Origin of the sequence: Sphingobacterium sp. WOUb80 (assembly GCF_050058145.1) — a bacterium.
In the GTDB taxonomy this organism is placed as follows: Bacteria; Bacteroidota; Bacteroidia; order Sphingobacteriales; family Sphingobacteriaceae; genus Sphingobacterium.
On the sequence record NZ_CP165617.1, the window covers coordinates 4,486,237 to 4,511,871 of the forward strand.

At 40.3% G+C, this 25,635-nt stretch carries 21 protein-coding genes; 14 read left to right on the plus strand and 7 right to left on the minus strand.

The genetic code is table 11. From position 1 onward, the window contains the following. Positions 1 to 32 precede the first annotated feature (32 nt). Entirely contained in the window at positions 33 to 1,097 is a 1,065-nt protein-coding gene (locus tag AB1Z56_RS18655) for an endonuclease/exonuclease/phosphatase family protein (RefSeq protein ID WP_426789857.1), read from the plus strand. Here AB1Z56_RS18655 and AB1Z56_RS18660 read toward each other — a convergent pair. Next, entirely contained in the window at positions 1,087 to 2,697 is a 1,611-nt protein-coding gene (locus AB1Z56_RS18660; protein WP_309365678.1) for a S41 family peptidase, read from the minus strand. The two genes, AB1Z56_RS18655 and AB1Z56_RS18660, sit on opposite strands and share 11 nt — an antisense overlap. Positions 2,698 to 3,016: 319 nt before the next feature. Here AB1Z56_RS18660 and AB1Z56_RS18665 point away from each other — a divergent pair, with 319 nt between their 5' ends. From AB1Z56_RS18665 to AB1Z56_RS18685, 5 genes are all read left to right on the plus strand, one after another. After that, positions 3,017 to 3,586 (plus strand): hypothetical protein, encoded by a 570-nt coding sequence (locus AB1Z56_RS18665; protein WP_309365676.1) that lies wholly within the window; start codon positions 3,017 to 3,019, stop codon positions 3,584 to 3,586. Positions 3,587 to 3,724: 138 nt separating this feature from the next. Then, a complete protein-coding gene (gene fumC / locus AB1Z56_RS18670; RefSeq protein ID WP_209578120.1) occupies positions 3,725 to 5,122 on the plus strand; it encodes a class II fumarate hydratase in 1,398 nt (465 codons plus the stop codon). 3 nt (positions 5,123 to 5,125) lie between these two features. Then, on the plus strand, positions 5,126 to 5,659 hold the full coding sequence (locus AB1Z56_RS18675) for a fumarate hydratase (protein ID WP_313267572.1): 534 nt from the start codon (positions 5,126 to 5,128) through the stop codon (positions 5,657 to 5,659). A gap of 63 nt (positions 5,660 to 5,722) precedes the next feature. Then, a complete protein-coding gene (locus AB1Z56_RS18680; protein WP_313267574.1) occupies positions 5,723 to 6,877 on the plus strand; it encodes an MFS transporter in 1,155 nt (384 codons plus the stop codon). A 15-nt stretch (positions 6,878 to 6,892) separates the two neighbouring features. Further along, positions 6,893 to 7,894, plus strand: coding sequence for an acyltransferase (locus AB1Z56_RS18685; protein WP_309365670.1), 1,002 nt, complete (start codon positions 6,893 to 6,895; stop codon positions 7,892 to 7,894). Positions 7,895 to 7,923: 29 nt separating this feature from the next. Here AB1Z56_RS18685 and AB1Z56_RS18690 read toward each other — a convergent pair whose 3' ends face one another. Both AB1Z56_RS18690 and AB1Z56_RS18695 read right to left on the minus strand, forming a co-directional pair. Beyond that, a complete protein-coding gene (locus AB1Z56_RS18690; protein WP_309365668.1) occupies positions 7,924 to 8,385 on the minus strand; it encodes a copper resistance protein NlpE in 462 nt (153 codons plus the stop codon). Between the two features lie 201 nt (positions 8,386 to 8,586). After that, positions 8,587 to 8,961 (minus strand): DUF3127 domain-containing protein, encoded by a 375-nt coding sequence (locus AB1Z56_RS18695; protein ID WP_075994416.1) that lies wholly within the window; start codon positions 8,959 to 8,961, stop codon positions 8,587 to 8,589. Positions 8,962 to 9,038: 77 nt separating this feature from the next. On the opposite strand from AB1Z56_RS18695, the gene AB1Z56_RS18700 reads away from it, so the two are divergent. The 8 genes from AB1Z56_RS18700 to AB1Z56_RS18735 all read left to right on the plus strand — a co-directional run bounded on the left by AB1Z56_RS18700 (position 9,039) and on the right by AB1Z56_RS18735 (position 19,470). Next, complete coding sequence (locus AB1Z56_RS18700) at positions 9,039 to 10,217, plus strand: THUMP domain-containing class I SAM-dependent RNA methyltransferase (RefSeq protein WP_309366006.1); 1,179 nt, start codon at positions 9,039 to 9,041, stop codon at positions 10,215 to 10,217. Beyond that, the gene (locus tag AB1Z56_RS18705; protein ID WP_309365664.1) at positions 10,210 to 10,857 is read left to right on the plus strand and encodes an HD domain-containing protein; all 648 of its coding nucleotides are present in this window, start codon (positions 10,210 to 10,212) and stop codon (positions 10,855 to 10,857) included. Before AB1Z56_RS18700 ends, AB1Z56_RS18705 begins: the two co-directional genes overlap by 8 nt. 266 nt (positions 10,858 to 11,123) lie before the next feature. Beyond that, entirely contained in the window at positions 11,124 to 11,891 is a 768-nt protein-coding gene (locus AB1Z56_RS18710) for a glycerophosphodiester phosphodiesterase (RefSeq protein WP_426789858.1), read from the plus strand. 112 nt (positions 11,892 to 12,003) lie between these two features. After that, the gene (locus tag AB1Z56_RS18715; protein WP_426789859.1) at positions 12,004 to 12,840 is read left to right on the plus strand and encodes an endonuclease/exonuclease/phosphatase family protein; all 837 of its coding nucleotides are present in this window, start codon (positions 12,004 to 12,006) and stop codon (positions 12,838 to 12,840) included. A 230-nt stretch (positions 12,841 to 13,070) separates the two neighbouring features. Then, the gene (locus AB1Z56_RS18720) at positions 13,071 to 13,889 is read left to right on the plus strand and encodes a DUF4197 domain-containing protein (protein WP_240199704.1); all 819 of its coding nucleotides are present in this window, start codon (positions 13,071 to 13,073) and stop codon (positions 13,887 to 13,889) included. Between the two features lie 353 nt (positions 13,890 to 14,242). Beyond that, positions 14,243 to 15,505 carry a peptidase T gene (gene pepT, locus AB1Z56_RS18725; protein WP_309365657.1) on the plus strand — a complete coding sequence of 421 codons (1,263 nt, stop codon included), beginning with the start codon at positions 14,243 to 14,245 and terminating at the stop codon, positions 15,503 to 15,505. A gap of 17 nt (positions 15,506 to 15,522) precedes the next feature. Beyond that, complete coding sequence (locus AB1Z56_RS18730) at positions 15,523 to 16,086, plus strand: nitroreductase family protein (RefSeq protein WP_309365655.1); 564 nt, start codon at positions 15,523 to 15,525, stop codon at positions 16,084 to 16,086. Between the two features lie 210 nt (positions 16,087 to 16,296). Then, positions 16,297 to 19,470, plus strand: a complete 3,174-nt coding sequence (locus AB1Z56_RS18735; RefSeq protein WP_426789860.1) for a carboxypeptidase regulatory-like domain-containing protein — start codon at positions 16,297 to 16,299, stop codon at positions 19,468 to 19,470. A gap of 78 nt (positions 19,471 to 19,548) precedes the next feature. Here the strand turns inward: AB1Z56_RS18735 and AB1Z56_RS18740 are convergent, their stop codons facing one another. The 4 genes from AB1Z56_RS18740 to AB1Z56_RS18755 form a co-directional block, all read right to left on the minus strand. Next, on the minus strand, positions 19,549 to 20,256 hold the full coding sequence (locus AB1Z56_RS18740) for a hypothetical protein (protein WP_309365651.1): 708 nt from the start codon (positions 20,254 to 20,256) through the stop codon (positions 19,549 to 19,551). Next, the gene (locus tag AB1Z56_RS18745; RefSeq protein WP_313267588.1) at positions 20,246 to 20,794 is read right to left on the minus strand and encodes an RNA polymerase sigma factor; all 549 of its coding nucleotides are present in this window, start codon (positions 20,792 to 20,794) and stop codon (positions 20,246 to 20,248) included. Before AB1Z56_RS18745 ends, AB1Z56_RS18740 begins: the two co-directional genes overlap by 11 nt. Before the next feature lie 144 nt (positions 20,795 to 20,938). Continuing rightward, positions 20,939 to 23,536, minus strand: a complete 2,598-nt coding sequence (locus AB1Z56_RS18750) for a TonB-dependent receptor (RefSeq protein ID WP_426789861.1) — start codon at positions 23,534 to 23,536, stop codon at positions 20,939 to 20,941. Between the two features lie 773 nt (positions 23,537 to 24,309). Continuing rightward, positions 24,310 to 25,566: a YeiH family protein gene (locus AB1Z56_RS18755; protein ID WP_309365647.1), complete on the minus strand. Its 1,257-nt coding sequence runs from the start codon at positions 25,564 to 25,566 to the stop codon at positions 24,310 to 24,312. Between the last annotated feature and the right edge of the window lie 69 nt (positions 25,567 to 25,635).

Genomic DNA, 25,635 nt, shown 5'->3' on the forward strand with positions numbered 1-25,635 from the left:
TAAGGAGAAAACTGGGCTTTATAAGTAAAACAATGTTCCTAGCAAATATGCTTGCGATCGTTGCATTACTTATGAGCTATTCAGCGACCTTCATTAATCCCAAATCCTTTTGGCCAATTGCATTTATGGGCTTAGGCTACCTTCCGATCCTCCTTATTAATCTTGGTTTTATCTTTTATTGGCTACTCCGCAAACGAAAAATTGCGATTTATTCGCTCGTAACGATCCTCATTGGGTGGCCTTTTTTAACTAAACATTGGAATATTCGCAAAGAGAATGCCCCTGTATCATCTGAGGTGCGTACGCTTCGCATCATGACTTTCAATGCGCATCTGTTCAAGAAGGTAAACGATGAGAAAAAGAATTTTAAAGCCGACGTTGTCCGCATTATTGACAGCATCTCTCCTGATGTGATCTGCTTTCAGGAATATATTAGCAAGATTAAAGGAAAACATGTTTTCTCCGAGGAATTCAAAGATAAATTGGGGTATGATTATTTTTTCTTTGAACCGAGCTCTAAAAATGATTATGAGGCGTATGGAATGGCTGTTCTTTCACGTTTTCCGATCTATGATTCAGGCACCATCAGAGACAACGATTACGGAATCAACCGGATTAGTTATGTTGATATCAAAAAACAGGATACCCTGATCCGAATCTACAATATACATCTACGTTCTTTTGCACTTCAAAATGAAGACAAAGAATTTATCCAAAATCTATCCAATAAAAACGAATCCGATAATTCAACAACCCGCAGACTAAGCCGAAAACTTAAGAATGCTTTTGAGCTACGTAGCGAACAGGCGCATTCATTAAAGAAGCACATGAATGAATGTCAATACCCTTATATTGCCGTAGGTGATTTCAACGATACGCCAATGAGCTACTCGGTCAATTTAATTGGTGATGGTCTATACAATGCATTTAAGGAAAAAGGTAACGGCTGGGGAGTAACCCATCATGCCCTCCTTCCGATCTTTCAGATCGATTATATTTTTGCTAGCCAGAAATTTCAGGTCATGAACTATCAGATTGTCAAACAGAAATTATCGGATCATTACCCCGTATGGTCTGATCTTAGGCTTAAACCTTAGGCATTTGATAACCCAATGTTTTAAGTCCTATTTCAATAAATTTATCTCTTCGATTTTTGATTTTATAATACGCTTCACGACCAAAATAATATCGTCCGACCAGGGCTTCAATATCAGATTGAATCAAATCATGTAGGTTTTTTGCTTCTTTGGCTGTAACTGAAATCCGCTTCTGACCGTTGAGATATGAAATAAATAAATCAAATTCTGTTGTCGGCAAGTGGTAACCGCTAATAAAATTCTCAATAGAATATGCAGGCAGATGTTTCGTGAATCGGTCATAAACAAATTCATCAATTGCATTGGAATGAAATATCTCGCGGTATTTGGCACTGGTTTCATTGGTATCAATCGGGATAGTAACATCCGGAAGAATACCACCACCACCAAAAACAAGCTTCCCTTTGCTGGTTGTAAACATTTCTTTTTGGCTGAATTCGGTGTCCATCGTCCATAGATCGAAGCCTGTCATATATTTCGCAGCATCAAAATTGGCGCGTGCGTATTTTCGCTGAATGCATCTTCCAAGGGGCGTATAATAGCGAGCGACAGTCAGATTGATTGCAGAGCCATCTGAAAAGTCAAATTGTTCTTGTACTAAGCCTTTACCATAGGACCTGCGGCCGACAATCGTTGCCCGATCCAGATCCTGAAGAGCACCACTCAGAATTTCGCTTGCTGATGCCGTACTTTCATTAATTAGCACAATGACACGGCCATCGCCAAAATCGCCAGCTTTCTCCGAATAAAAATCCTGACGCAGTTCGTTAGCGCCCTCGGTATACATCAACAATCTTTTTTCTTTGAAAAATTGACCTGCCAGATCAATCGCCGTATGGACAAATCCCCCCCCATTGTTACGCAGATCCAAAATAAGATCCTGCGCCCCACTCTTCCGTAAATCTATGAGCGACTGTCTGAATTCGTCTGCTGTCTTATGCCCAAATCTTCGAATTTTCACATAAGCTGTTTTCGGAGCGATCATATAGGATGCATCTAAGCTGGAAACATTTACCTGATCGCGAATGACTTTTATTGGATTGCCCAATACCACTCCATTACGTTGAATAGAGATCAGTACAGCTGTTCCTTTCTTTCCACGGATCAACCTCTCAATTTCGGACTCGGCTACCTTTCTTCCAACAAGATCCTTATTCCCGATCTTTAAAATGCGATCGCCGATACGCATACCTGCTTTTTCAGCGGGACCAGCAGCAACCATTCCAACAACAAGTAATGTATCTTTCAGACGAAAATACTCTACACCGATACCATCAAATGTTCCTTCAAGCGTTTCCTGCTTTGCAAGCACTTGATTTGGCCTTAAAAAGGTAGAGAAAGGATCTAAACGGGATACGACATGTTCAATGGCTTCGTCTTGAACGGTATCTATACTAACATTATCAACATAATTCTCAGCAATTAATTGAATGAGATATTGTAACTTATCCGAGTTGCCATTGGAGCGTAGACTCGAAAAGGTTGTTTTTTGGTTGCTCCCCTGTTCCTCGGCATAATTTTGTCCCAACAGCAAGCCGAGAAGCAATACTGCAGCATATGTAGCGGCTACAAAAATATTTCGTTTAATACTTTTCTGCATGGGAAATCTTCATGAATTATCGAAGATGAGACAAATTATTCAACAATTAATTACCTTATCAAAAATAGCAAGTTTATTCGGTTAAACGAGTACCTGAACCCATATTTTTACATTAAAAACAAAAAGTTCCCGTCCTTGTTTTCAGTCGGAAACAACGTCTTCCATGACTATAAGTCTTTGTAAAAATTTCAAAAATAACAACCGAATAGCCGATAAGGGCACCAAACATTTAATTTCAACAGATGAAGATGATGTCTATAATTTAACTTGCAAATACGCGTAAATTTATCTTAGTTTGAATTGAAAAAGATTCCACCTTATGCACGAAATCGAACCTTATTACAACTGGCGGGACTATTACATTGCCGCTGAAGATGAACAATCTCCATTCTATGGTACAGTCTACAGCGAATTCGATTTTGACAAACAGATCTATAATTTTCTTTTGCACCCACAATGGGACGAATTCGGTTCGCTTACCTTATACTTGAAAATACTATTTGTAGACTATGAAAAACAGTACTGTATTATCGAGCTGATTGGTGAATGGAATGATGCGATTTACAATGATATTATGCTCCTCAAGCGGGAGATTATCGATGTATTGATCAGTCAAGGCATCAAGTATTTTATTCTAATTGGAGAGAATGTACTAAATTTTCATGCTTCAGATGACTCCTACTATGAGGAATGGTTTCAGGATATCGAAGATGGCTGGATTGCGGGCGTCGGCTTCCGTGAACATGTTATCGAAGAATTCCAGCAGCAGAATATTGATTATTACATTAATTTCGGTGGTGCATTGAATGAGCTGCCTTGGCGGACGTTAAAACCAAAACAGGTTTTCCACCATGTGAATGATTCCTTGACAAAACGTCTCGGTCTTTAATTTTAATCCTTTGGGATATTCATTTTTTAATTTTTAATTCTTACTTTTTACTGTATTATCCTGTAACTTTGTGATTGATGTATTATGTGCTTCGCACATATACTTATAATTTTTACGTTTTACTTATACTTACATACTATGTCATTCAGAATTGAAAAAGACACGATGGGTGAAGTTCAAGTCCCTGCAGACAAATACTGGGGTGCACAGACAGAGCGTTCACGCAACAACTTTAAAATCGGACCGGCAGCTTCAATGCCACACGAAATCGTCGCAGGCTTTGCTTATTTGAAAAAAGCAGCTGCTTATGCTAACCACGAGTTGGGGGTATTACCTGTAGAGAAACGTGATGCGATCGCTACAGTATGTGATGAGATCTTGGCGGGCAAATTGGATGACCAATTCCCATTGGTTATCTGGCAAACGGGTTCAGGTACACAATCCAATATGAATGTGAATGAGGTTGTCGCAAACCGTGCACAAGTATTGGCTGGACATAAAATTGGTGAGGGTGAACCTGTGTTAAAAGCAAATGATGATGTAAACAAATCGCAATCATCAAATGATACTTTCCCTACAGGAATGCATATCGCGGCTTACAAAGCTGTTGCAGAAGTTACAATTCCAGGTGTAGAAAAATTGCGTGACACATTAGCTAAAAAAGCTGAAGAGTTTAAAAACGTCGTAAAAATTGGCCGTACACACTTAATGGATGCTACTCCATTAACTTTAGGTCAAGAGATCTCAGGTTATGTCGCTCAATTGAACCATGGTTTAAAAGCATTGAGAAACACACTTTCGCATTTATCAGAACTTGCATTGGGAGGTACTGCTGTAGGTACAGGACTAAATACGCCAAACGGCTATGACGTTGTAGTTGCTAAATATATCGCTGAATTTACAGGCCTACCTTTCGTAACCGCTGAAAATAAATTTGAAGCATTGGCTGCTCACGACGCAATCGTTGAAACACACGGTGCATTAAAGCAATTGGCTGTAGCATTAAATAAAATTGCAAATGACATCCGTATGTTGGCTTCAGGTCCGCGTTCAGGTATCGGTGAAATATTGATCCCTGAGAACGAACCAGGATCATCAATTATGCCAGGTAAAGTTAATCCAACGCAATGTGAAGCGTTAACGATGGTTGCAGCGCAAGTGATGGGTAATGATGTGGCTATTACAATTGGTGGAACGCAAGGTCACTATGAACTAAACGTGTTCAAACCATTGATGGCCGCAAACTTCTTACAGTCTGCTCGCCTATTGGGTGATGCTTGTGTTTCATTTGAAGAGCACTGTGCTGCTGGTATTGAACCTAACTACAAACGCATCAAAGAATTGGTTGACAACTCATTGATGTTGGTAACTGCACTAAACACGAAAATTGGTTATTACAAATCGGCAGAAATCGCGCAAACAGCACATAAAAATGGTACTACGCTTAAAGAAGAAGCGGTACGCTTAGGTTATGTGACTCCTGAAGATTTCGATGCTTGGGTGAAACCAGAAGATATGGTTGGAAGTTTAAAATAAGCTGTGACTATTATTTCAATAAAAAATACACGAACAAAAACATACCTATTGGCACTTGCCATAGGTATGTTTTTCTTTTTTAACGCCTGCAAATTCAACTCGGATATGCAGAGCGAAGGTGCCCCCTTTTTACAGGGCGAATGGGTCCAGGACAGTATTCCGGGGCAGCAGCAAATGATGCAATATACCTTGACTGATTTCAAATTCACTTGTGATTCCGTTTACGCTACTATGCACGTCAACAATAAAGTACAAACAATCCCGGATAGCTGTTACAAAAATGGCTCCTGGACAGAACATGCAAAGGGTATTTATGTTTTGCGCGGAGATTCCATCATCGTCGATGGTATTTATACCAAGGAGAATGGCAAGCAGAAGATTTCAGGCTGCTATCTTTCCGGTCAATATATCCCCCGCTTTAAAGTTGTTTACCATGCCGCTGATTCGGTCGTATTGGAAAGCAGATTAGATCAACGTCAGATCATCTTAAGAAAGACTAAAAATATTACTTGTGTCCCTCAAAAAAGGTATCAATAATTTTTAGTACAATCTATTTATTATCTTCGTACCATTATCGTACAACCTCAACCTTAAAATACAATGAACAAAGGAATTATCGCTTTGGCATTTGGCGGACTTGCCATCGGAATGACCGAATTCACGATGATGGGTATCCTGCCTGATATTGCCAAAGATCTTCATATCGAAATCCCTACCGCGGCCCACCTGATTGCACTCTACGCACTGGGTGTTGTTGTAGGTGCCCCCACATTAGTGCTATTTACAGGAAAATATCCTCCAAAGAAGGTATTACTCTTTTTAATGCTGCTCTTTTTTATCTTCAACGGCCTCTTCAGTATTGCACCAGGACAGTTTTTGATCAGTCTCTCCCGTTTTATGGCTGGACTTCCGCATGGTGCATTTTTTGGTGTTGGATCTGTTGTTGCAGCTCGATTGGCTCCGAAAGGAAAAGAAGCACAGGCAATTTCCATTATGTTTACGGGAATGACGATTGCCAATCTAGCCGGTGTACCATTGGGCACCTATCTCGGTCATCATTATTCATGGCGTTTAACGTATGGTATCATCAGTATATTGGGATTAATCACTTTTGCAGCAATTTATGCTTGGATGCCCAAAATTGAAGCCGCCAAAGGGAATAATATCTTTAGCCAGCTAAACTTCTTCAATAAAAAAATTGCCTGGTTATTAATGGCTATTATCGCCATCGGTACTGGTGGACTTTTCGCATGGATCAGTTATATCGCACCATTAGTGACCAATGTATCGGGCATCGCCCCTGATCGCGTACCGCTAATTATGATCCTGATTGGTGTTGGTATGTTTTTCGGAAATCTTATTGGCGGAAAATTGGCCGACACGATTTCACCGACCAAAGCAGCTATTGCGAGTTTTTCAGCAATGGCGCTATGCCTTGTGATGGTCTACTTTATATCGCCACTAGGCTGGACAGCTTACCCTTTGGCCTTTATTACGGGACTGGTATCTTTCACTATTGGTTCACCGACACAACTGATGTTGATCCGCGCTTCAAAAGAAGCGGCGACATTGGCCGCAGCAGGTGGTCAGGCAGCCTTTAACCTCGGGAATACCTTAGGTGCATTTCTTGGCGGGATTCCAATAACATGGGGGTTAGCTTACAATACACCTTCGCTCGTTGGCGTGGGCATGGCAAGCATTGGTGCACTCCTCACCCTACTATACTTAAGAGTCTACGACAATAAAAGTCATTAAAAATAGAATACCCCAATGGCGCGAACCAGTTATATCAGTGTACTACGTATTGTTGCGATACTGCTCGTTATCTTGATCCATTCCTCTTCGGGTTATCTGAACAGCAATGAATTTCAGTCATTCGACTGGAATTACGCCAATTGGCTCAACAGCTTTTCACGCTTTGCAGTGCCTCTGTTTGTCATTATTTCAGGCGCCCTGCTGCTACAGAAAGACGAAAGCACGGGACAGTTTTATCGAAAACGTCTGTTAAAAATTGTCCCGCCCTTTCTTTTTTGGACGATCGTCTATCTTCTTTATTATTTTATTCGGTACATTGATTTTGACTACATTGGTTTTCCACAAGTTATTAACATTGTGTTAATTCGCTTAAAGTCAGGAACGAATGCACACCTATGGTATCTATATATGATACTTGGGCTCTACCTTGCGGTTCCTTTCATACGCAAAATTGTGGGCAACTGCAGTAAGAGAGAGCTTGAGATCTTCTTAGGATTGTGGTTTGCAGCATTATTTTTTACAAATAAATGGTTCAATAGTTACCTACCTAATTTTGACCTGACCTTTTTCTCGGGTTATGCAGGCTACCTGGTCTTGGGCCATTACTTGCGCAACTATCCCATTCAGATGGGAAAATTGCCGAGTTCTACATTTTTTCTGATCTGCTGTTTAATTACAGCTTCGGGGACATATTATTTAAGTGTGTCACGAGGGGAATTTGATCCGACACTTTACAACTATCTTTCGCCCAACATCGCATTGAGTGCAGGCTTTTTATTCATCTTCGTTCAAGGTCTTAAACTCCCAGAACATCTCAACGCATTCTGGGAATTTATCGACATCCACAGCTTTGGCATTTACCTATGCCATATTTTGCTGCTTAATTATATCCATCCTTTGCTTCCATTATCCACTTTGTGGAAAATACCGGCTGCAACGGTGCTCACTCTACTGACAAGTGCTGTGCTTACCTATTTATTACGAAAAATTCCGTGGGGTAAATATGTCAGCGGCTAATTGAACGAGCAGGGTCGTGTTTTATTTTACTATTTCTCTCCTTCAACCTTATTATACACATAGAGATGTGCATTCGGTCCTTCGATCTGATGACCTTCCTGATCCAGTCCGATCAATTTATTTTCGCCCACTTTCAGCTTCATATTTGTTTCCTTTCCTGTGAGATGAACAACAGATCCGTTGTCGTGCCACATGACTTTACCACTGTCTTCGATCTTGGTATTTTTATTAATATATTCACTCACTATAGCGAAAGTATTGTCATTTTTTAAGGTAATATTTGTTTTGATCCCTTCACAATCGGCACAGGGAATAGTAGCTTCATAAGTACCGGCCCAATCCAGTGAATTCTGCGATGTATGGGCCGTATCCACTGCCGCTGTCTCGTGTGCAGAAGAATCTGTGGCCGTATGTTGACTATTTTTTGAAGTTTGATTACATGCGCTTAGCGAAATCGCTGCTAAGCAAGAAAATAATACGGATAGTTTCATATCTGTTGTTTTTTTGATGTTAAACCTCCTATAGCAAGCAATTTCAGCGCCAATAAATGTCAGTTGCTGGAACTTGTCTTATTTAGGAAAATAAAAAAGGCTTCTTGAAGAAGCCTTTCTATTGTAAATAACTGAATTGTTTACAGTTCAAATAATCTATTGGCTACCGCAAGGGCGATAGTGCATAAAATCCTATTCAGATTAGAATGGTAGATCATCATCATCTGATGAACCAGCCAAATCTACAGGAGCAGGCATATCTGCGTAACCTGGAGAAGATGGTGCTGGAGCAGCATTACCCAATTTTGTTACACGCCATGCGACCAATGAATTGAAATAAGTTGTTACGCCATCTTTATTAGTCCAAGGACGACCACGAAGATTAAAAGATACTTCTACCTCTTCACCAATTGCTAGGTTATCAAAAATTGACGTTCTGTCTTGAGTTGATTCAAAACGGATATACTCAACAAATTGTGGGTTTTCGGCATAAGCTACAATCATATCGCGTTTTTTGAATGATTCTGTCACTTGTTGTGTCGCTCCTATCTCGTGTACTTTTCCTCTAATTTCCATAATCAAAAAAATAAATATTAAAGCGTAAAATTAAGCAATTTTTGAGGAAGAGTTTAATTAACTTTGTACAAAATATGATGGAAGTTTTCAACACCCCCAATAAAGTTATTATAACGTGCAATAAGCGCTTATCTCCTTATTTGCAACAGGAAGTTAAAGAGTTAGGTTTTGACATTGTCAGAGCATTTCCCACTGGAGTAGAATTAAAGGTCAGTATAAATGATACGATCAAACTCAATCTGAACCTACGTACAGCCTCTCAGATTCTGTACTCGTTAAAGGAGTTTACAGCCAATAATCCGACGGAACTCTATGAAGAATTGAGTAAGATCGCCTGGGAAGAACTTATTCAATTTGACGGATATTTCTCTGTCAGTTCCAATGTAGACAATGAGACGATCAGTACACCTCTATTTGCAAATGTAAAGGTTAAAGATGCGATCGTGGATCGTATCAAAGAAAAAAAGGGCATGCGCCCTAATTCAGGTCCTGAGAATAATAAAGCAGTGGTACATTTGTACTGGAAAGATGATCGTGCTGAAATTTTTCTAGACACCTCGGGTGAGACCCTAGCGAAACACGGCTATCGGAAGATCCCTGGAAAAGCACCGATGTTGGAAGCTCTTGCTGCTTCAACAATTATCGCATCCAAGTGGGATGGCAATTCTCCTTTTGTGAACCCGATGTGCGGTTCCGGAACTTTGGCTATTGAGGCCGCTCTGATTGCAACAAACAGAAAACCTGGGTTACTACGCATGAACTACTCATTTATGCATTTCATTGGTTATGATGAAACTGTTTTCTTCCAGGAGCGCAGACTACTTAAAGATCAGATCAATAAAAAAGCTACTCCACAAATTATCGCAAGTGATATTTCGGAAGAGGCGATCAATGTTTCCAAGATGAATGCCAGAACTGCTGGTGTGGAGCAATTAATTTCATTTGAAGTATGCGATTTTGCAGAAACACACGTTCCTAAAGAAGGCGGAGTCATTTTATTCAATCCTGAATACGGTGAACGTCTGGGCACGCACAGCAAACTAGAAATTACCTACAAGCGCATGGGGGATTTCATGAAACAGGAATGCAAAGGTTATAGAGGCTATATATTTACAGGAAATCCAGATCTGGCAAAGAAAATCGGGTTACGTGCGTCCCGACGTATAGAATTTTATAATGGTAAATTAGATTGTAGATTATTAGAATACGAATTATACGAGGGTACTCGCGAAAAAACAAAAGTATTGTATGAATAACATTATTGAGCGCACAGTAGCATTTGTGCAAGATCGATTGAAATTTGCAGAAGCAGGCCACGATTGGTCGCATATTCAACGCGTATGGAACAATACGAAGTTAATTTTAGAAGATGAAGAAGCAGATGTTATGGTCTGTGAATTGGCAGCTTTATTACATGACATCGCTGACAGTAAATTCCATGATGGCGACGAAACAATAGGCCCTCGTGTTGCCGGAGAGTTTTTGGCAAGTCTAGAAATTTCGCCTGAGGTCATTGACCATGTCAAGAAGATCATCTTCAACATGTCTTTCAAAGCAAGTCTGGGTGAAGTGTCATTCCACTCAAAAGAGATGGAAATCGTGCAAGATGCTGATCGCCTGGATGCTATCGGTGCAATAGGTATTGCTCGCGCGTTTAGCTTTGGGGGTAATAAAGGCCGTGAGATGTATAATCCTAACATTCCTGTTCAGGAATATAAGGATAAGGAAGCGTACAAACATTCGGAAGCTCCTACAATCAATCACTTCTACGAAAAGCTATTATTGTTAAAGAATAAGATGAATACAGAGGCTGCGAAAAAAATCGCAACACATCGTCATGACTATATGCTCAGCTTCCTAGATGAGTTCATGGCTGAATGGAATGGTAAAAAATAAATTACACTTAACAATTCCTAAATATAAAAGTGGTACTTTAGATCTTGTACATCGAGATAAAAAGTACCACTTTTTTTGTCCTATGTAAAATCAGCTTTTAAACAGATTTGTAAGAAATGATCCTGTCATTAGGGGTCGATTTTTTACCATAAACATCTTAATCGGTAATAATAAATGCCCAAAAAGAGAAATAGAATAGGAATAAATCAACGAGTGAAACGTGCAAATTATGCCGTTGAAAACAAACACTCATACATAATTATCACATGAAAAAACATATTTTTAGCTGTCTGACACTAGCCATGGTGATTTCATCTTCGGCATTATTTGCACAAACTAAGGCCATTGCACATCGTGGCGTATGGAAAAACAGCCATCTTCCACAAAATTCCCTTGCTTCTTTAACAGCAGCCCACGACCTTAAGCTCTTCGGATCCGAATTTGATGTTCATTTGACCAAAGACAATATTCTTGTAGTCAACCATGATAATGATTTCTATGGTATCGATATTGCCACAGCAACGTACAAGGAGCTCTTAGAAAAGAAGCATCCTAACGGTGAATCTATTCCCACGCTGGAAGAATACCTTAAAGCTGGAAAAAAATTGAAGGGTTTACGTCTTATCCTTGAATTGAAAATCAATAAACTCGGCGTAGAGCGTACACTTGAAGCGACAACAAAAACGGTGGAAATGGTTAAAAACTTGAAAGCGGAGAAAGTCACTGATTATATCTCCTTCAGCTTTGAGGCTTGTCAAAAAATTCACGAACTGGCTCCTAAGGCCAATATCCAATACCTTACAGGAGATAAATCTCCTTCAGATGTGAAAGCTGCTGGAATCAATGGGGTGGATTATCACTTTTCAGTCTTTAAAAAGAATGCGACATGGCTGAAAGATGCGCATCAACTTGGCATGAAAGTGAACGCATGGACAGTAAACACAGAAGAAGAAATGACAAATCTAATCGATCAGAAAATTGATTTTATTACTACTGATGAGCCTGAGTTGTTGCTCCGTGTATTAAAGAAATAAGGACAAGCCGAGTGAACGAGCTCATTTATAGCGATGAGGCTAAACACTATACCCCCGGAGGCAGCATGAATGCCTTTAATAAAGAATAAATGATCAACAATAATTTAAATAGATGAAAAAAAGTCTTTTTCTCGTTATAGCACTATGTTTATCCTTCTTGTCCTATGGACAGGAATTTATTGCCGCCAGCTATAATATTCGCCAAAGAAATACCGTGGATGTCGACAATATGTGGAATGACCGGAAAGTTCCACTTACCAATCTGATTAAATATCATGGCTTTGATATTTTTGGTATCCAGGAAGGTTTCTTTGACCAGGTTCAAGATCTCAAAAAACTCCTACCTGGATTTGATTACGTGGGTGTTGGCCGCGACGATGGCGCGCAAGAGGGCGAGCACTCTGCGATTTATTACAATACCAATCGGTTCAAGGCGATAAAGAGTGGTACTTTTTGGCTCTCAGCAACAGATACCGAGCACCCAAACAAGGGCTGGGATGCAGCCTTACCACGGATCTGTACCTGGGGTATTTTTGAAGACAAGGCTAACAAAAAACGCTTTATCTTTATGAATACACATTTTGACCATATCGGTCGTACAGCACGTACCGAAAGTTCAAAATTGATTCTGGCAAAAGCAAAAGAGTTTGCCAAAGACCTTCCATTAATTTTAACAGGCGACTTCAATGTCGATGAAAAGGATGATGCGTATTTCACCTTAGCCAATAGCAAAGTGGTCACTGATGTACATGAATTGGCAACATTTAAATATGAGCCCAATTCTTCTTTCAATGGCTGGGGCAAAAGCATTAGACCAACAGGCCGCATAGACCATATTTTTATCACCAAACCTTTCCAAGTAAAAAAATATGGTATCCTGACGGACACATACATGAATAAATTTCCATCGGATCACTTTCCAGTCGCAACGACACTCTCCTGGAAATAATATCTTGTTAATAACAACAACCCTATAACACAAGCAGCAGGTTCACTTAGAATCTGCTGTTTTAATTTTATGGGATAGCTTTTTATTTATACCGCATCAGGGATAGCGATTCAGCACAATGTAGCGCATCTGCTACGATTCTTGACAATAGCTATGCTTCGTAGCAATTGCTTTAAACTTTCACATAAATTAACAGTCGATATGTTTAATTTTGACAGCAAAACAATAACATGATGAAATTTCCACTATTATATTGTACACTATTTGTCTCAGGACTACTTTACTCCAATGCAAGTGAAGCGCAGATTTTTAAGAAAATCAGTGAAACATTGACAAAAGCAAGTCAGGGCCAGACGGACAGTACTAAAACGACCACAGCATCAAATACTAAAGCAACAGCATCAAAATCAAATACCTTGACGTCTTTATCCAACAAAGATGCTTCATTGGGGATCAAACAGGCTTTAAGCAATGGTTTAAATCTGAGTATCGAATCTTTAGCCAAGAAGGATGGTTTTTTGGGTGATGCGGCAGTAAAGATTTTGATGCCTGCCGAAGCACAGAAAGTAGAAAAAACACTTCGTGCTGTTGGTATGGGAAAATTATGCGATCAGTTTATACAGAGCATGAACAGAGCTGCTGAGGGAGCCGTTAAAGAGGCGGCCCCCGTATTTGTCAATGCACTTTCAAAGATGACAATTACAGATGCGACCAATATTCTTCTAGGCAGCAAAGAAGACGCCGCGACAACGTTTTTTAAAACAAATACATCGACAGAATTAACGAACAAATTTAGTCCAGTTATCAAATCTGCCATGGGTACAAACAATGTGGACCAGTATTGGACACAATTGACCTCAGCTTACAACAACCTCCCTTTAGGCAATAAAGTGGAGACAAATCTTACTGCATACGTTACGCAGAAAGCAATAGACGGTCTTTTCATCAAAGTTGCCGACCAGGAGTCAAAAATTAGACAGAACATAGGCGGCAGTAGAAATACCAATATTTTACAGAAAGTATTTGGTTACGCAGACGAAAAGAAATAGAGAACGATACACTTAAAAAAGGACCTGTCAACGATTTGATAGGTCTTTTTTTTAATGTGGGATCATCCAAAATTTCTGTTCACATATCTATGGGTAAAACTTTACTGTTCAAAAGCGCTACAGCACATTCTATGTAGCAATAAATTATAGATAACCATAAATTCCTTCTAGCGGGAATTAGGATCCTATCCGCTCCGATTAGTTTCAGTTTCAGTTATTGCCCGTTTGTTCACAAAAACAGTCAAGCAAATATATTAAGAGCAAATTGTTTGTAAATGCAACCAAATTAAATTGCAAATAAAAAGCAATTTATCTAAGTTTGACCACCCTTATCACATTAGGGCTATTAGAAAATGAGCACATTTGAGATCAACAACATAAGTGATTTTTCGGTATCCGAAAGATTTCAACGTTATGTACAGATTGACACACAATCTGATGCAAATTCACCAACATGTCCTTCTACAGAAAAGCAAAAGAACCTTGGAAAGTTACTTGTAACAGAGTTGCTGGCATTGGGTATTGCAGACGCGGCAATGGATGAAAATGGATATATCTATGCAACTATTCCATCTAATACCACAAAGCAAGTTCCTGTTATCTGTTTCTGTTCTCATATGGATACATCTCCAGACTCTTCTGGAAAAGATGTTAAACCACTGGTTCATTCTAACTATCAGGGCCAGGATCTCGTGCTCCCTGACGACAAGAGTATTATCATCAAATATGCCGAACATCCCGATCTAGCCAATCAAATTGGCAATGATATCATTACAGCAAGTGGCACCACTTTACTCGGTGCAGATGACAAAGCCGGTGTAGCGGAAATCATGGATGCTGCTCGTCTATTAATGAAACACCCTGAAATCAAACATGGTGATATCAAAATTCTTTTTACGCCAGATGAGGAGATTGGCCGAGGCGTTGATAAAGCAGATTTAAAACGTTTAGCAGCAGATTTCGCTTATACCATGGATGGTGAAAGAGCCGGAACCATCGAAGATGAAACATTTTCCGCAGATGGAGCTACATTAACTATTCATGGCGTATCGGTGCATCCAGGTTTTGCTAAAGGGAAGATGCAAAGCGCCATCAAAATCGCCAGTGCAGTAATTGATGCGCTACCGAAAGATCGACTTTCACCTGAAAGTACGAATAAAAAAGATGGTTTTGTACATCCTGTTCATATCAGTGGATCTGTGGAAAAAGCAGAAATTCAATTTATTGTACGTGATCACGTTACGGCGAATCTCAAGAAACATGAAGATGAACTGGAGGGTATTGCAAAATCAATCGTTGAACAATATCCAAACTGTACCTATACTTTTGTTGTAAAAGAACAATACCGTAATATGAAAGAAGTGCTGGATCAGCATCCTGAAATTATGGAAATCGGCATGGAGGCAATCAACCGAGCAGGAATGGTGGCCGAAAGAAGAAGTATCCGCGGCGGAACAGATGGATCCCGTCTTTCGTTTATGGGACTACCTTGTCCAAATATTTTTGCCGGAGGGCATGCTTTCCATGGAAAGCAAGAGTGGGTAGCTGTACAAGATATGGAAAAAGCCGTCAAAACAATTTTGCATGTTGTATCTTTATGGGAAGAAAAAGCATAAAGGAAAAATAAATTATAATGAAAAACGACGTATTAAAAGCAATACACTACAGAAGATCAGTATTTCAAGCTTCCTTTACTGAAGAAGAAGTCAGTAAAGAAGATATCTTGAGTATCTTGGAAGCTGCCAATGCTGCTCCAACACATAAAAGAACACAACCTTGGCGTTTTGTCATCTTCCGCAAGGAGGGATTGGAACGTTTGGGTACTGAGTTGTCACGTATTTACAAATCGGTAACACCCGCAGAGAAATATGCTGAAGCAACAGAAATAACAATGGGCAAAAAAGCAACACAGTCAAACGTTGCGATCGCTATTGTTGTCAATTATACCGGTGAAGTTCCTGAATGGGAAGAATTGGCCTGTACAGCTGCAGCAGTCGAAAACATGTGGTTAGCCGCACACTCGCTAAACATTGGTGGATACTGGGCGACTCCCGGTTTAATCAATCACTTGGGTGGTTTCTTAAATCTCGAAGAAAATCAAAAATGTATTGGTCTATTCTACTTAGGACACCATCAAACTGAGGCGCGCGAACCTATACGCACACCTATTGCAGATAAAATTCGTTGGGAAGAATAAATCTTCTCAACTTTATAATAAACAGCGAGCGGCTTAGAGGAATCTGAGCCGCTCGCCGTTTATTAGGTTAATTAATTATGCTTGATGGACCATCAAAACCCATTTTTATTAAATATTTAATAATGAGACCTTAACCATTTAACAATCTTGTAGGGATAATTTCGCAACATACTTGTGACAAACGCTAATCAACTAAAAAGTGAAATTATTATGCAAAGAAACATCGTTTGGTTAATGGTATTAACCATTATTACATTTTTCCAAATTCCAACTAACAGTTGGGCTCAGGGTACCGAAGCCACTATTACAGGTCGGATCATAGACATCAATGGGCCAGTAAAAGGAACATCTGTATCGGTCAGAAATGAATCAACAGGGTTTAGACAAACGACACTGACCAACCAAAATGGTGTCTACACCTTTCAACAATTACCTTTGGGCTCGCCATACAGCATCACAGTAAACCATGTTGGCTATGGAGAACAAAAAAAGACCGACTATAAATTGAGTTATGGTGACGAACTCAATGTGGATTTCACCTTATCATCAGCTGAAAATAAATTGGATGAAGTTATCGTTCAGGGAACTGCGGCTGACCTAAAAAATAAGATCAAGACATTGGGTGCATCTACAGCCATTACGGCCAATGACCTCAAAAAAATGCCTGTAAATGGACGTAATTTCTCCTCTCTGATTGATTTATCGCCTGTCAGTAGTGGTACGAATCTAGCTGGACAACGCGCTTCATCGACCAATTTTACGGTAGACGGAATGAATTCGCGCAGCACAGTAGCAGGTGGAAATAGCGGCGGAGCGTATTCAATCTCCATGGAAGCCATTCGAGAGTTCAAAGTAGTGACCAATGACTACGATGTCACATTCGGTCGCAGCGGTGGGGGCAGCATTACCACCGTAACCAAATCAGGTACAAATACCTTAACTGGAAGTGCATTTACTTTTGCCCGGGCAGGTTGGCTTTCGAGTAAATATAACCTCAATGGAACAGCACGAAAACAAAAATTCTCCACCTATCAATATGGTTTCTCACTTGGAGGTCCAATCATTAAGGATAAAGCCCACTTCTTTGTGACTTGGGATCGTCAAATGGACACCCGTCCTCTCCAGATCGCAGATATTCAAACAACGGAGGATATTGCACGTTACAAAGTAACGCAGGCTACTTTAGATGAGTTTACCCGCATTGCTGTAGGAAAATATGGCGCAAGTGCGGATCATCTGTTTGGTTCCTTTGACAAGAAGAAAAAGACCGACGCGGCCTTTGCCCGCATTGATTGGCAATTGAACGATAAGAACCTATTGACTATTCGGAACAACTTTGTATACGATATGGACAATCAGCAAGAAGGGGATAATACAGGTATCAATGCTTTTGAATCCTACACCAACAGAAGATACATCAACAACAGTCTAATGGCCTCCCTGCGTACGTCTATCAGTTCCAAATTGACGAACGATTTGAAGGTGCAACATTTCTATGAGCGTTCTGAAGCACAGCACAATGTAGCTGGATTTGATCAGTCACACAGTATTCCTCGTGCGATCGTTGAATCCGTCCAATCCGTAGACGGTACAAATAAATATACCAATTCAATACAACTTGGAGGTCAGCGCTTTGCGCCAGAATGGTTCAATGGAAATATGTTACAACTGGTCAATAACCTATATTATAATACAGATAAAATCAAATATACATTTGGTGCAGATATCATGTATACCAACATGGATTTCCGCTATGGTAGTGAAATGAATGGCCGTTTCTATTTTACAGGTTTGCAAAATTTCGACAACCTGACTCCTTATCGCTATGCGCGCGATGTGTATATGACTGACAAGGAGAACACCTTGGTCAACAATCTAGCTGTAGGTATTTACGGGCAGATGGAAGCTAAAATCGCTAGAGGTCTTGAGGTTGTCGGCGGCCTACGTCTGGACAACACGAAATACCTAAAGAAGGCTACATTCAACCAAACAGTCTATGACGAACTGGGCCTTTCAACCGACAATGGGATCAACACTTTTCAGATACAGCCTCGCGTGCAGTTCAACTGGGATATCAATGAAGAAAAGAAAAATATCATCCGTTTTGGCGCTGGTATATTCGGTTCGGCCCTCAACCCCTACTCTATGTTAAATAATATGTTGTTTGATGGTTCACGCATTGCCGGTGTAGATATTACTGACCCGACTTTAATTCCCAAACCAAATTTTGCAGGATATCGCAAGGATCCCGATACAGCCCCGGGACGTGAATTGTTGGACAACCCAAAGATCGAAAAATTGGTCACCATCAATACCAATAGCAAGGATGTGAAAGTGCCAACTGTATATAAAGCCAATATTTCCATCAATCACTTTTTCACACCTTCGCTACGCATCGGTTTAAGCGCTTACGGAACCTGGGGACGCAACAATTATATGTATGTAGATCGTAACATGGTGGAGGATCCTTATTTTAGGTTGACTGCCGAAGGTAACCGTGGGGTGTATGTTCCGGCATCGAGCATCAACACGACAAATGGTGCCGCCAACTGGACCAATAGCCGTAAAACAAAACAAATAGGCCGCGTACTGGAAATGAACAGTGAGGGAAAAAACAATTCTTATACGGTTGTACTGGACGGAACTTATCGCTATTATAAAGACGGTCAGATCACCGTATCTTACACCTGGAACGACACAAAAGACAATACCTCCTATAACGGTAACGTAGCAAACTCGGCTACCCTTTCTCTGATGGTCAAAGATGATCCACGCGACTTGAGTACGATGACGTATTCGGACAATCAATTCCGCCATAAAGTTGTTTTTTATGGTACTATGCCATCGCTATGGGGGGTATCTATGGGTTTACGTTTTAGCGGAATTGCAGGAACACGCTATTCCCTAGCGGTTAATGGGAATGTTAATGGCGATTTTGTAAATTCCAACGATCTTGCCTTCGTTTACGATCCCAACAACAAAAACACCCCCGATTACATCAAAACCGGCATTCAAGCTATTTTGGATGATCCAAATGCAGAGCAGAGCATTAAAAAATACATCAATGGAAACCTCGACCGCATCGCTGAACGTAACGGTGGTATCAACGGTTTTTACGGCGTATTTGACTTGCACTTGGCCAAAAATCTAAAAGTTTACAAGAAACATGGCATTGAAGCTTCGATAGACATTTTCAATGTAGCCAACCTTTTGAAAAAAACTTGGGGTGTAGGACACAATCTGGGTAAACAAAATCTATATGCCATCAAAAGCTTTGATGCCGCGAATCAACAATATGTTTATAATATGAGTTCAGGCGTTGGCGTATCTAACTTAAATGGTAATCCTTATCAGGTACAGTTGGGTCTGAGATATGCATTTTAAGTAATTCAGACCATATAAAAAAAGCAGCGAGCCATTTTCTCTGAAAGAAATGGCTCGCTGCGTTTTATCGGATCTCGTCTATTTTTTCTCAATACCAAAACAATGTGGTGGTTTAATTACAGTTAACTGTGCCGAGTTCTTTTCCTCTTTGACGGGAAATACAATCTTCAGACGCCCTTTTGTTCCCTGCCATTTTGGCCCAACCTGTAGAAGTCGAACCGCTTCATCAAAGAGCGACTGATCCGGTTGTCCTTCGGCACTAATATGGGTAGGCACTCCATTATTGCCAATCGTAAAATTGACAATAATTTCGCCACCACCTGCAGACATAACGGACTCCTGATTGAGGTACTGTTCAAAAGTTTTCCAGCCTTCACGGGGTCTTGCATCACCTCCGTCCAACAAAGGTTCAACAGATACCCTATTTTCAGGCTCACTCAACTCTACATCTGTCCTGCGCTCTGCCTTACCGCTAAAGTGTTTAAAATAAAGTAGAGCCAATAAAGTAACAAAAAGTACCCCCGCAGTAGCACCGATCGCCAAACGCTGCCAAGTAAAATACTGGGCATGCCTTGTCGCGATTGTATCTTCGACACGTCGATTAAGACGTTGCTGCAACAGGCTCAATTGCCGAGCATCCACACCATTTTGCAATCGGTAACCATCGATAGCATCTTGTAAAAAAGGATCGTCCAATGCCTCACGCTCCAATTGAAACATCTCTTCTTTACTCATCAAACCATGGATATAATTATGGATCCGTGATAATTGATAATTATTTTCCATTTTCTTTCCTTTCCATGCAGATTTTTAAATTGCGCTTTCCGTTCTGAATAGCACTCTTGACCTTATTCAAATCATATCCGGTCAAATCTGCAATATCTTTATAACATTTTTGCTCGAGATAAAACAAACGTACGCATTCTTCTTGCTCGCGGTTTAAAGTTTGCATACAGCCTTCCAATTTCTCAAAGTCTTTTTCTTCCCATTTGACTTCACTGGTATCATTTAGCTTTTGTTCGCTTTCAAACAAATTGTCTTCAATATCAACCTGCGTTGTACGCTTATCTTTACGTAATTGCATAAGGCAATAATTCTTGCTGTAAACGTGCAGCCAACTCTTAAAATTATCGACTTCATATTGACGCAGCTTCTGAATAAGTTCTTCAAATATCTGCATGACCGCATCCTGACTACGATCGGGATCTTGTAAGTATTTGAAGCACACACCATAAAGCAAAGACATATAGGGTGAATATAATTTCCCCAGTGTAGACAAGTCACCGCTTGTTTTATAGTGTTGTAAAAGCTCTTTTTCGTTCATGCGCAAATCATTCACCTTAATGATGATTTAATATACAAATTTCCATATATAAAAAAAGAAGCTATTGAAAATTACCGAAAAAACAAAAACCGTCCCCATGATGAAATGGAGACGGTCGATAAGAATATAATATGAATTACGGATTTAATTTCCTTGTTTCCAATTGTATCGCAGTGTAACGCCATAAGTCCTTGGATCAGCAACTACACCTGCGTATTGCCCATAACTTCCAGGTGCCGCCAGCAACTGCTCGTAGTAATCTTTATTTGTTAGATTTCTACTCCACACAAACACCGAAATACCATTTGATCCTCTAAATCCAAGTCTTGCGTTCAATACCGAATAGGCATCAATGTTTAGGTATTGGGATGGAGAGGAACTGGAGGAGAATTTAGAACGATGGAATAGGTCTGCGCCTAAAAAGTAAGATCCATTAATTCCGATCAGCTTACCGCTTTTATTCGCTTCGCCACCCAGCGACCAAGACCATTTGGAAACACCAGGAAGAACGCCGCCAGAGATATCTTTAAAAGCCTGAGCTCCGCCAACCTCTTCTAAAGGGACTGGTGCATTGGTAAATTTGACATATTTGGCATCTGTATAGGCTAGCGCTCCATTCAATCGGAGAAAATGTCCGATGTTGATGTTTCCATCCAATTCAACACCCTTTACACGCACCTTTTCGGCATTGGCCAGATAACCACGGTTCACCCCTGGTTCAGGCGTCTGCACTTGGGTCTGATAGTCTTTGATATCCGTTTGGTAGACGGTCAGATTGAGGAGTGAATTGCGTGTGGGATTTGTTTTCACACCAATCTCCTTATGACGGACAGCTTCAGGTTTTACTTCGGCGAGATCCAGCAACACTGCTCCATTAGCTGTCGGCAATCCACCGACGTTGATACCGACGGGTTTATAGCTGATGGAATACGTTGCGTAAGCATTTATCTTCGGGTTGAAGCGATATCTTGCCGAAAGCTGACCAGAGAAATTGTCTGCATCCGCATTGACATCAAAAGTCTGATTGGTATATACACCGTTCTTTAAAGCAAGCAGTGCGGGGTCTGAGGTCTGCAAACCACCATAGGTCTGCCTATCGTAGTTAGCCACCTTTTTATCATAATTGTAGCGCAACCCTGGGAGGATATGTAATTTTGGAGTCACAGCCCAATCAATCTGTGTATAGGCTGCCAAACTTGTGCTCTTAATCTCGTAAACGGTCTTGATTCCAAAATTGTCAAATAATCCCGGTGTTTGCCATAAAGCACTCGTCGAGCTTTTTTGAAAACGCCAAAAGGCAGATCCCGTTTCTTCGGTATGTACAGGATCTGTACCGAGATCCTGCCACAGACCAAATAACCCAACAACGCCGCTGACCTTTTCACTGATTTTTCCAGAGTATCTAAATTCCTGTGACCATTGATTATGGACGGAATTACCTGCTGAAACCGTGTATACCGGAAGTCCCAAGTAATCGCGGTCATTGAGCGGAACCCATGTCCATGTCCGCCATGCAGAAGTAGAAGTCAGTGTCCCTTCACCAATCTTAATATCGGCATTCAACGCCACACCGCCCAATTTATTATCAGCTTTAGACTGTGTATCCAGATCTATCTTCCGTTCGAAAGCACTTTTATACGGGAGTTCGTAACCGAGATCCTTGATAATTGCATCGAACTGTCTATAGTCTGCACGCTGTGTCTTTACGACTCCTGCAACAGCCCAACCATAGCCATCTGGTTTCTGTGAAGATACATCACCGGAAAGCACCAGTTTGATATTTTCAGTTGGGGTAAAAAGCAATTGCCCTCTAAAGCCAAGGTTGTTAATATCATTAATCTTTCTATTGGTATGTACATTGAACAGATTGCCATCGCGCTGTGTTCCTGAAAAGGAAGCTCTTGCGGCTAGGTTTTTAGCTAGAGGTCCGGATATGGAAGTTTTTGCCTGAATAAACCCCTGGTTCCCGTAACTCACTTCTACATTAGCCTCGGGTGTAAATTGAGGCAGACGTGAGGTGATATTGAAAGCTCCCGCAGTTGTATTTTTTCCAAAGAGGGTACCTTGCGGTCCACGCAGTACCTCTATCTGGTCGATATCAATGAAGTCAAGCCAAGTTGCAGCAGGACGGGCAATATATACGCCATCAAGATAAAATCCGACTCCAGGATCAATACCATCGTTGGTGAGGCCATAAGTTGAGCCCAGTCCCCGGATATTAAGCGTCGTATTACGTGCATTCGATGCATATAATTGAACTGTAGGTACAAGCTCTTTTAGTCGATTGACATTAAATGCCCCTGCATCCTCCAATGCAGCGCCACGAATAATCGATACGGGAATCGGAACATCCTGTAACTGTTCCTTACGACGGCGTGCAGTGACCACTACTTGATCCAATGCTTCCAATCGTGGTGTAAGTTCAATCACTGCCGGAGAATGATCTACCACGATGTGACGGGTTTGATAACCAACAATGGATACAATCAATGAAAATGGCAATTTCTGTCCAGTGACAAACTGGAAAACTCCTTTACTGTCGGTTTTCACCTGGTGTGTAACGGCCTCCAACTGAACCGTTACACCTTGCAGGGGCTCTTTTGTTACGGCGTCAATTACGGTACCTGTTAACGAGGCATTTATAATAGGTTTAGGGTTTTCTACTTGCGCGTAGGTATGGTAAGAACCTGTTAAAAGCAAGCTAAAAATGACGCTAATTCGAAAAATAGCATTTTTTTTCATAAATTTATTCAGTTTAATGGTGAATCTAAAACAAGTGCCAACGCCAATCGATACTTGCTTCATTGTTAAAACTTTGCGAAAGGGAAGCCTCGGCTTCCCTTTTCTAATATAAGAGAGTGTAAGAGAGAAATTTTAACAACACATTCGTTCCCGATAAATTTTCAGGGTCACTAGAGATGCTTCTACCGAAGCAACCAATAAACTTGTTTTTGAAGAGTAATTTTGTTTCATTCTTTTTATCTTGTTATTTTCTTTTATTTCCTGCTGCATAAACGAATCAGTATATGCACCTATCAAGCGGCAATTTCAAACAACTTTAATCACATGTCTTTTTTATAAAATCAATTTCATGGCTAGTTCGATTTATAATCAAGTCAGTCCTTTTTGCTCGCCTTCCTATTTACCTGTAAATCAGATAACGATACAAATATATAAATATTTTTTAAAAGACTACTAATTTGATAGATTTAATGATATTTTTTTTTAAAAACCTCCATTAAACCTTAATTTTAAGACACTTAAAGCAAATAAAAAGCGCTTCGAATTTCTTTCAGCATGAAAAAACCACGAAGGCAATTATCCTACACACCAACAATCCAGCGAAAATCAAGAAGCACTCGATTTTATAAAAAACGAAGATCTGTGCTATGAACCAGAAAAAAATCGCCACTCATAATCCCTTGATGAAAAAGCATAAAAAAGGCCATCCCTGTTGGATAGCCATTTATACAATCATATTTACCGATCTGTTTCAGATCATAACACTTCCATTCTTAGCGGAATAACACCAGTGCAATCAATAAAGTAATGATAACATTAAAAGTCTGAGCAATCAAAAAAGCATATAAAGGCTTCTTATTATCTTGTACAAAAAGGTCTTTAAAGTTTGTTTCCAGACCGATTGATGTAAATGCTAAAGTAAACCAGAGGCCCTGTAAGTTTTTCAAACTTCCTTTGACCGCATCTATCTTCTCAGGAGATATCACGAATGAAAATAGCAACGATGCAAATACAAATCCCAATACAAACTTCGGGAAACGTTCCCATATAATTTTCAATGTCGGTTTATCGCGTTTGGTTTCATCATCAACAGATTTAGCATAAGTCCAATAAATACTAATGGCAAAAGCAGCCAGCCCCAACAATACATTTTGGGAGAACTTCACAATGGTACTGATCTTCAACGCCTCTTCACCGACCAAGGAGCCAGAAGCTACGACTGCTCCCGTTGTATCAATACTTCCTCCAAGCCAAGCGCCTGTAACTTCTTGCGACAAGCCCATCCACTCCGCCATATAGGGCATGAAAATCATCATTGGAATTGCTGTAATCAGGACCAACGAAATCACATAGGAAAGTTTTTTGCTATCGCCTTTGATGGCTCCCGATGTTGCTATTGCGGCGGAGACACCACAAATAGAAACCGCACTCGACAGCATCAAGGACATCTCTTTGTCAATCTTTAGCTTTTTGCAGATCCAAAAAGCGAAATACCAAACAGACAGTACAACGGCTAGTGCTTGAATAAGTCCCAAGGATCCCGCTTTGAGAATATCTCCGAAGATCACTGTAGTTCCGAGCAAAATTAGACCTATCTTAACATAAAGTTCCGTACTGAGCGCCTCTTTAAACCAATTAGGCAGTTTAAAGCAATTGCTGATAATTAAACCGATAATCAAACTAAAAATTACAGCTTCGAGATTGTATTCTTTAACCGTTGCATTCCCTGCCAGCACCAATGCAAATACGGTAAGGATAAATACAACAGGAAATACAACGAATAGATGTTTTACAGATTTCCCTAAAAGAAAGGCGCCCAATATTGCGGTAACGAATACAAAAATAAACTGCTCAAAAAGCTTCATTAAATTTGTCGGGTCGAAAACCGTTGCGACGAGTTCGGTGGAATTACTCCAGGAAAAACTAGGTACTGGCGCAACAATTCCTGAGAGTGCGAGAAATATGGTAGCGATCCCCAAAATGACGACTACCCAGTCTTCTGTAAATGTAAATGATCTTGAAGATGTCATAGAATGGTTAGGGTTTAAAAGGTTAAATTTAGCATAATTACAGTTACTTTCTAGGATTGTAACACAAAA

Excerpts from the sequence above, each read along its gene's own strand:
- AB1Z56_RS18705 (WP_309365664.1), top strand. The coding sequence starts at position 10,210 with ATGAATAACATTATTGAGCGCACAGTAGCATTTGTGCAAGATCGATTG.
- pepT (WP_309365657.1), top strand. The coding sequence starts at position 14,243 with ATGAGCACATTTGAGATCAACAACATAAGTGATTTTTCGGTATCCGAA.
- AB1Z56_RS18695 (WP_075994416.1), bottom strand. The coding sequence starts at position 8,961 with ATGGAAATTAGAGGAAAAGTACACGAGATAGGAGCGACACAACAAGTG.
- fumC (WP_209578120.1), top strand. The coding sequence starts at position 3,725 with ATGTCATTCAGAATTGAAAAAGACACGATGGGTGAAGTTCAAGTCCCT.
- AB1Z56_RS18680 (WP_313267574.1), top strand. The coding sequence starts at position 5,723 with ATGAACAAAGGAATTATCGCTTTGGCATTTGGCGGACTTGCCATCGGA.
- AB1Z56_RS18660 (WP_309365678.1), bottom strand. The coding sequence starts at position 2,697 with ATGCAGAAAAGTATTAAACGAAATATTTTTGTAGCCGCTACATATGCT.
- AB1Z56_RS18710 (WP_426789858.1), top strand. The coding sequence starts at position 11,124 with ATGAAAAAACATATTTTTAGCTGTCTGACACTAGCCATGGTGATTTCA.
- AB1Z56_RS18750 (WP_426789861.1), bottom strand. The coding sequence starts at position 23,536 with ATGAAAAAAAATGCTATTTTTCGAATTAGCGTCATTTTTAGCTTGCTT.
- AB1Z56_RS18685 (WP_309365670.1), top strand. The coding sequence starts at position 6,893 with ATGGCGCGAACCAGTTATATCAGTGTACTACGTATTGTTGCGATACTG.
- AB1Z56_RS18720 (WP_240199704.1), top strand. The coding sequence starts at position 13,071 with ATGATGAAATTTCCACTATTATATTGTACACTATTTGTCTCAGGACTA.
- AB1Z56_RS18715 (WP_426789859.1), top strand. The coding sequence starts at position 12,004 with ATGAAAAAAAGTCTTTTTCTCGTTATAGCACTATGTTTATCCTTCTTG.
- AB1Z56_RS18690 (WP_309365668.1), bottom strand. The coding sequence starts at position 8,385 with ATGAAACTATCCGTATTATTTTCTTGCTTAGCAGCGATTTCGCTAAGC.
- AB1Z56_RS18735 (WP_426789860.1), top strand. The coding sequence starts at position 16,297 with ATGCAAAGAAACATCGTTTGGTTAATGGTATTAACCATTATTACATTT.
- AB1Z56_RS18665 (WP_309365676.1), top strand. The coding sequence starts at position 3,017 with ATGCACGAAATCGAACCTTATTACAACTGGCGGGACTATTACATTGCC.
- AB1Z56_RS18655 (WP_426789857.1), top strand. The coding sequence starts at position 33 with ATGTTCCTAGCAAATATGCTTGCGATCGTTGCATTACTTATGAGCTAT.
- AB1Z56_RS18745 (WP_313267588.1), bottom strand. The coding sequence starts at position 20,794 with ATGAACGAAAAAGAGCTTTTACAACACTATAAAACAAGCGGTGACTTG.
- AB1Z56_RS18740 (WP_309365651.1), bottom strand. The coding sequence starts at position 20,256 with ATGGAAAATAATTATCAATTATCACGGATCCATAATTATATCCATGGT.
- AB1Z56_RS18755 (WP_309365647.1), bottom strand. The coding sequence starts at position 25,566 with ATGACATCTTCAAGATCATTTACATTTACAGAAGACTGGGTAGTCGTC.
- AB1Z56_RS18730 (WP_309365655.1), top strand. The coding sequence starts at position 15,523 with ATGAAAAACGACGTATTAAAAGCAATACACTACAGAAGATCAGTATTT.
- AB1Z56_RS18700 (WP_309366006.1), top strand. The coding sequence starts at position 9,039 with ATGGAAGTTTTCAACACCCCCAATAAAGTTATTATAACGTGCAATAAG.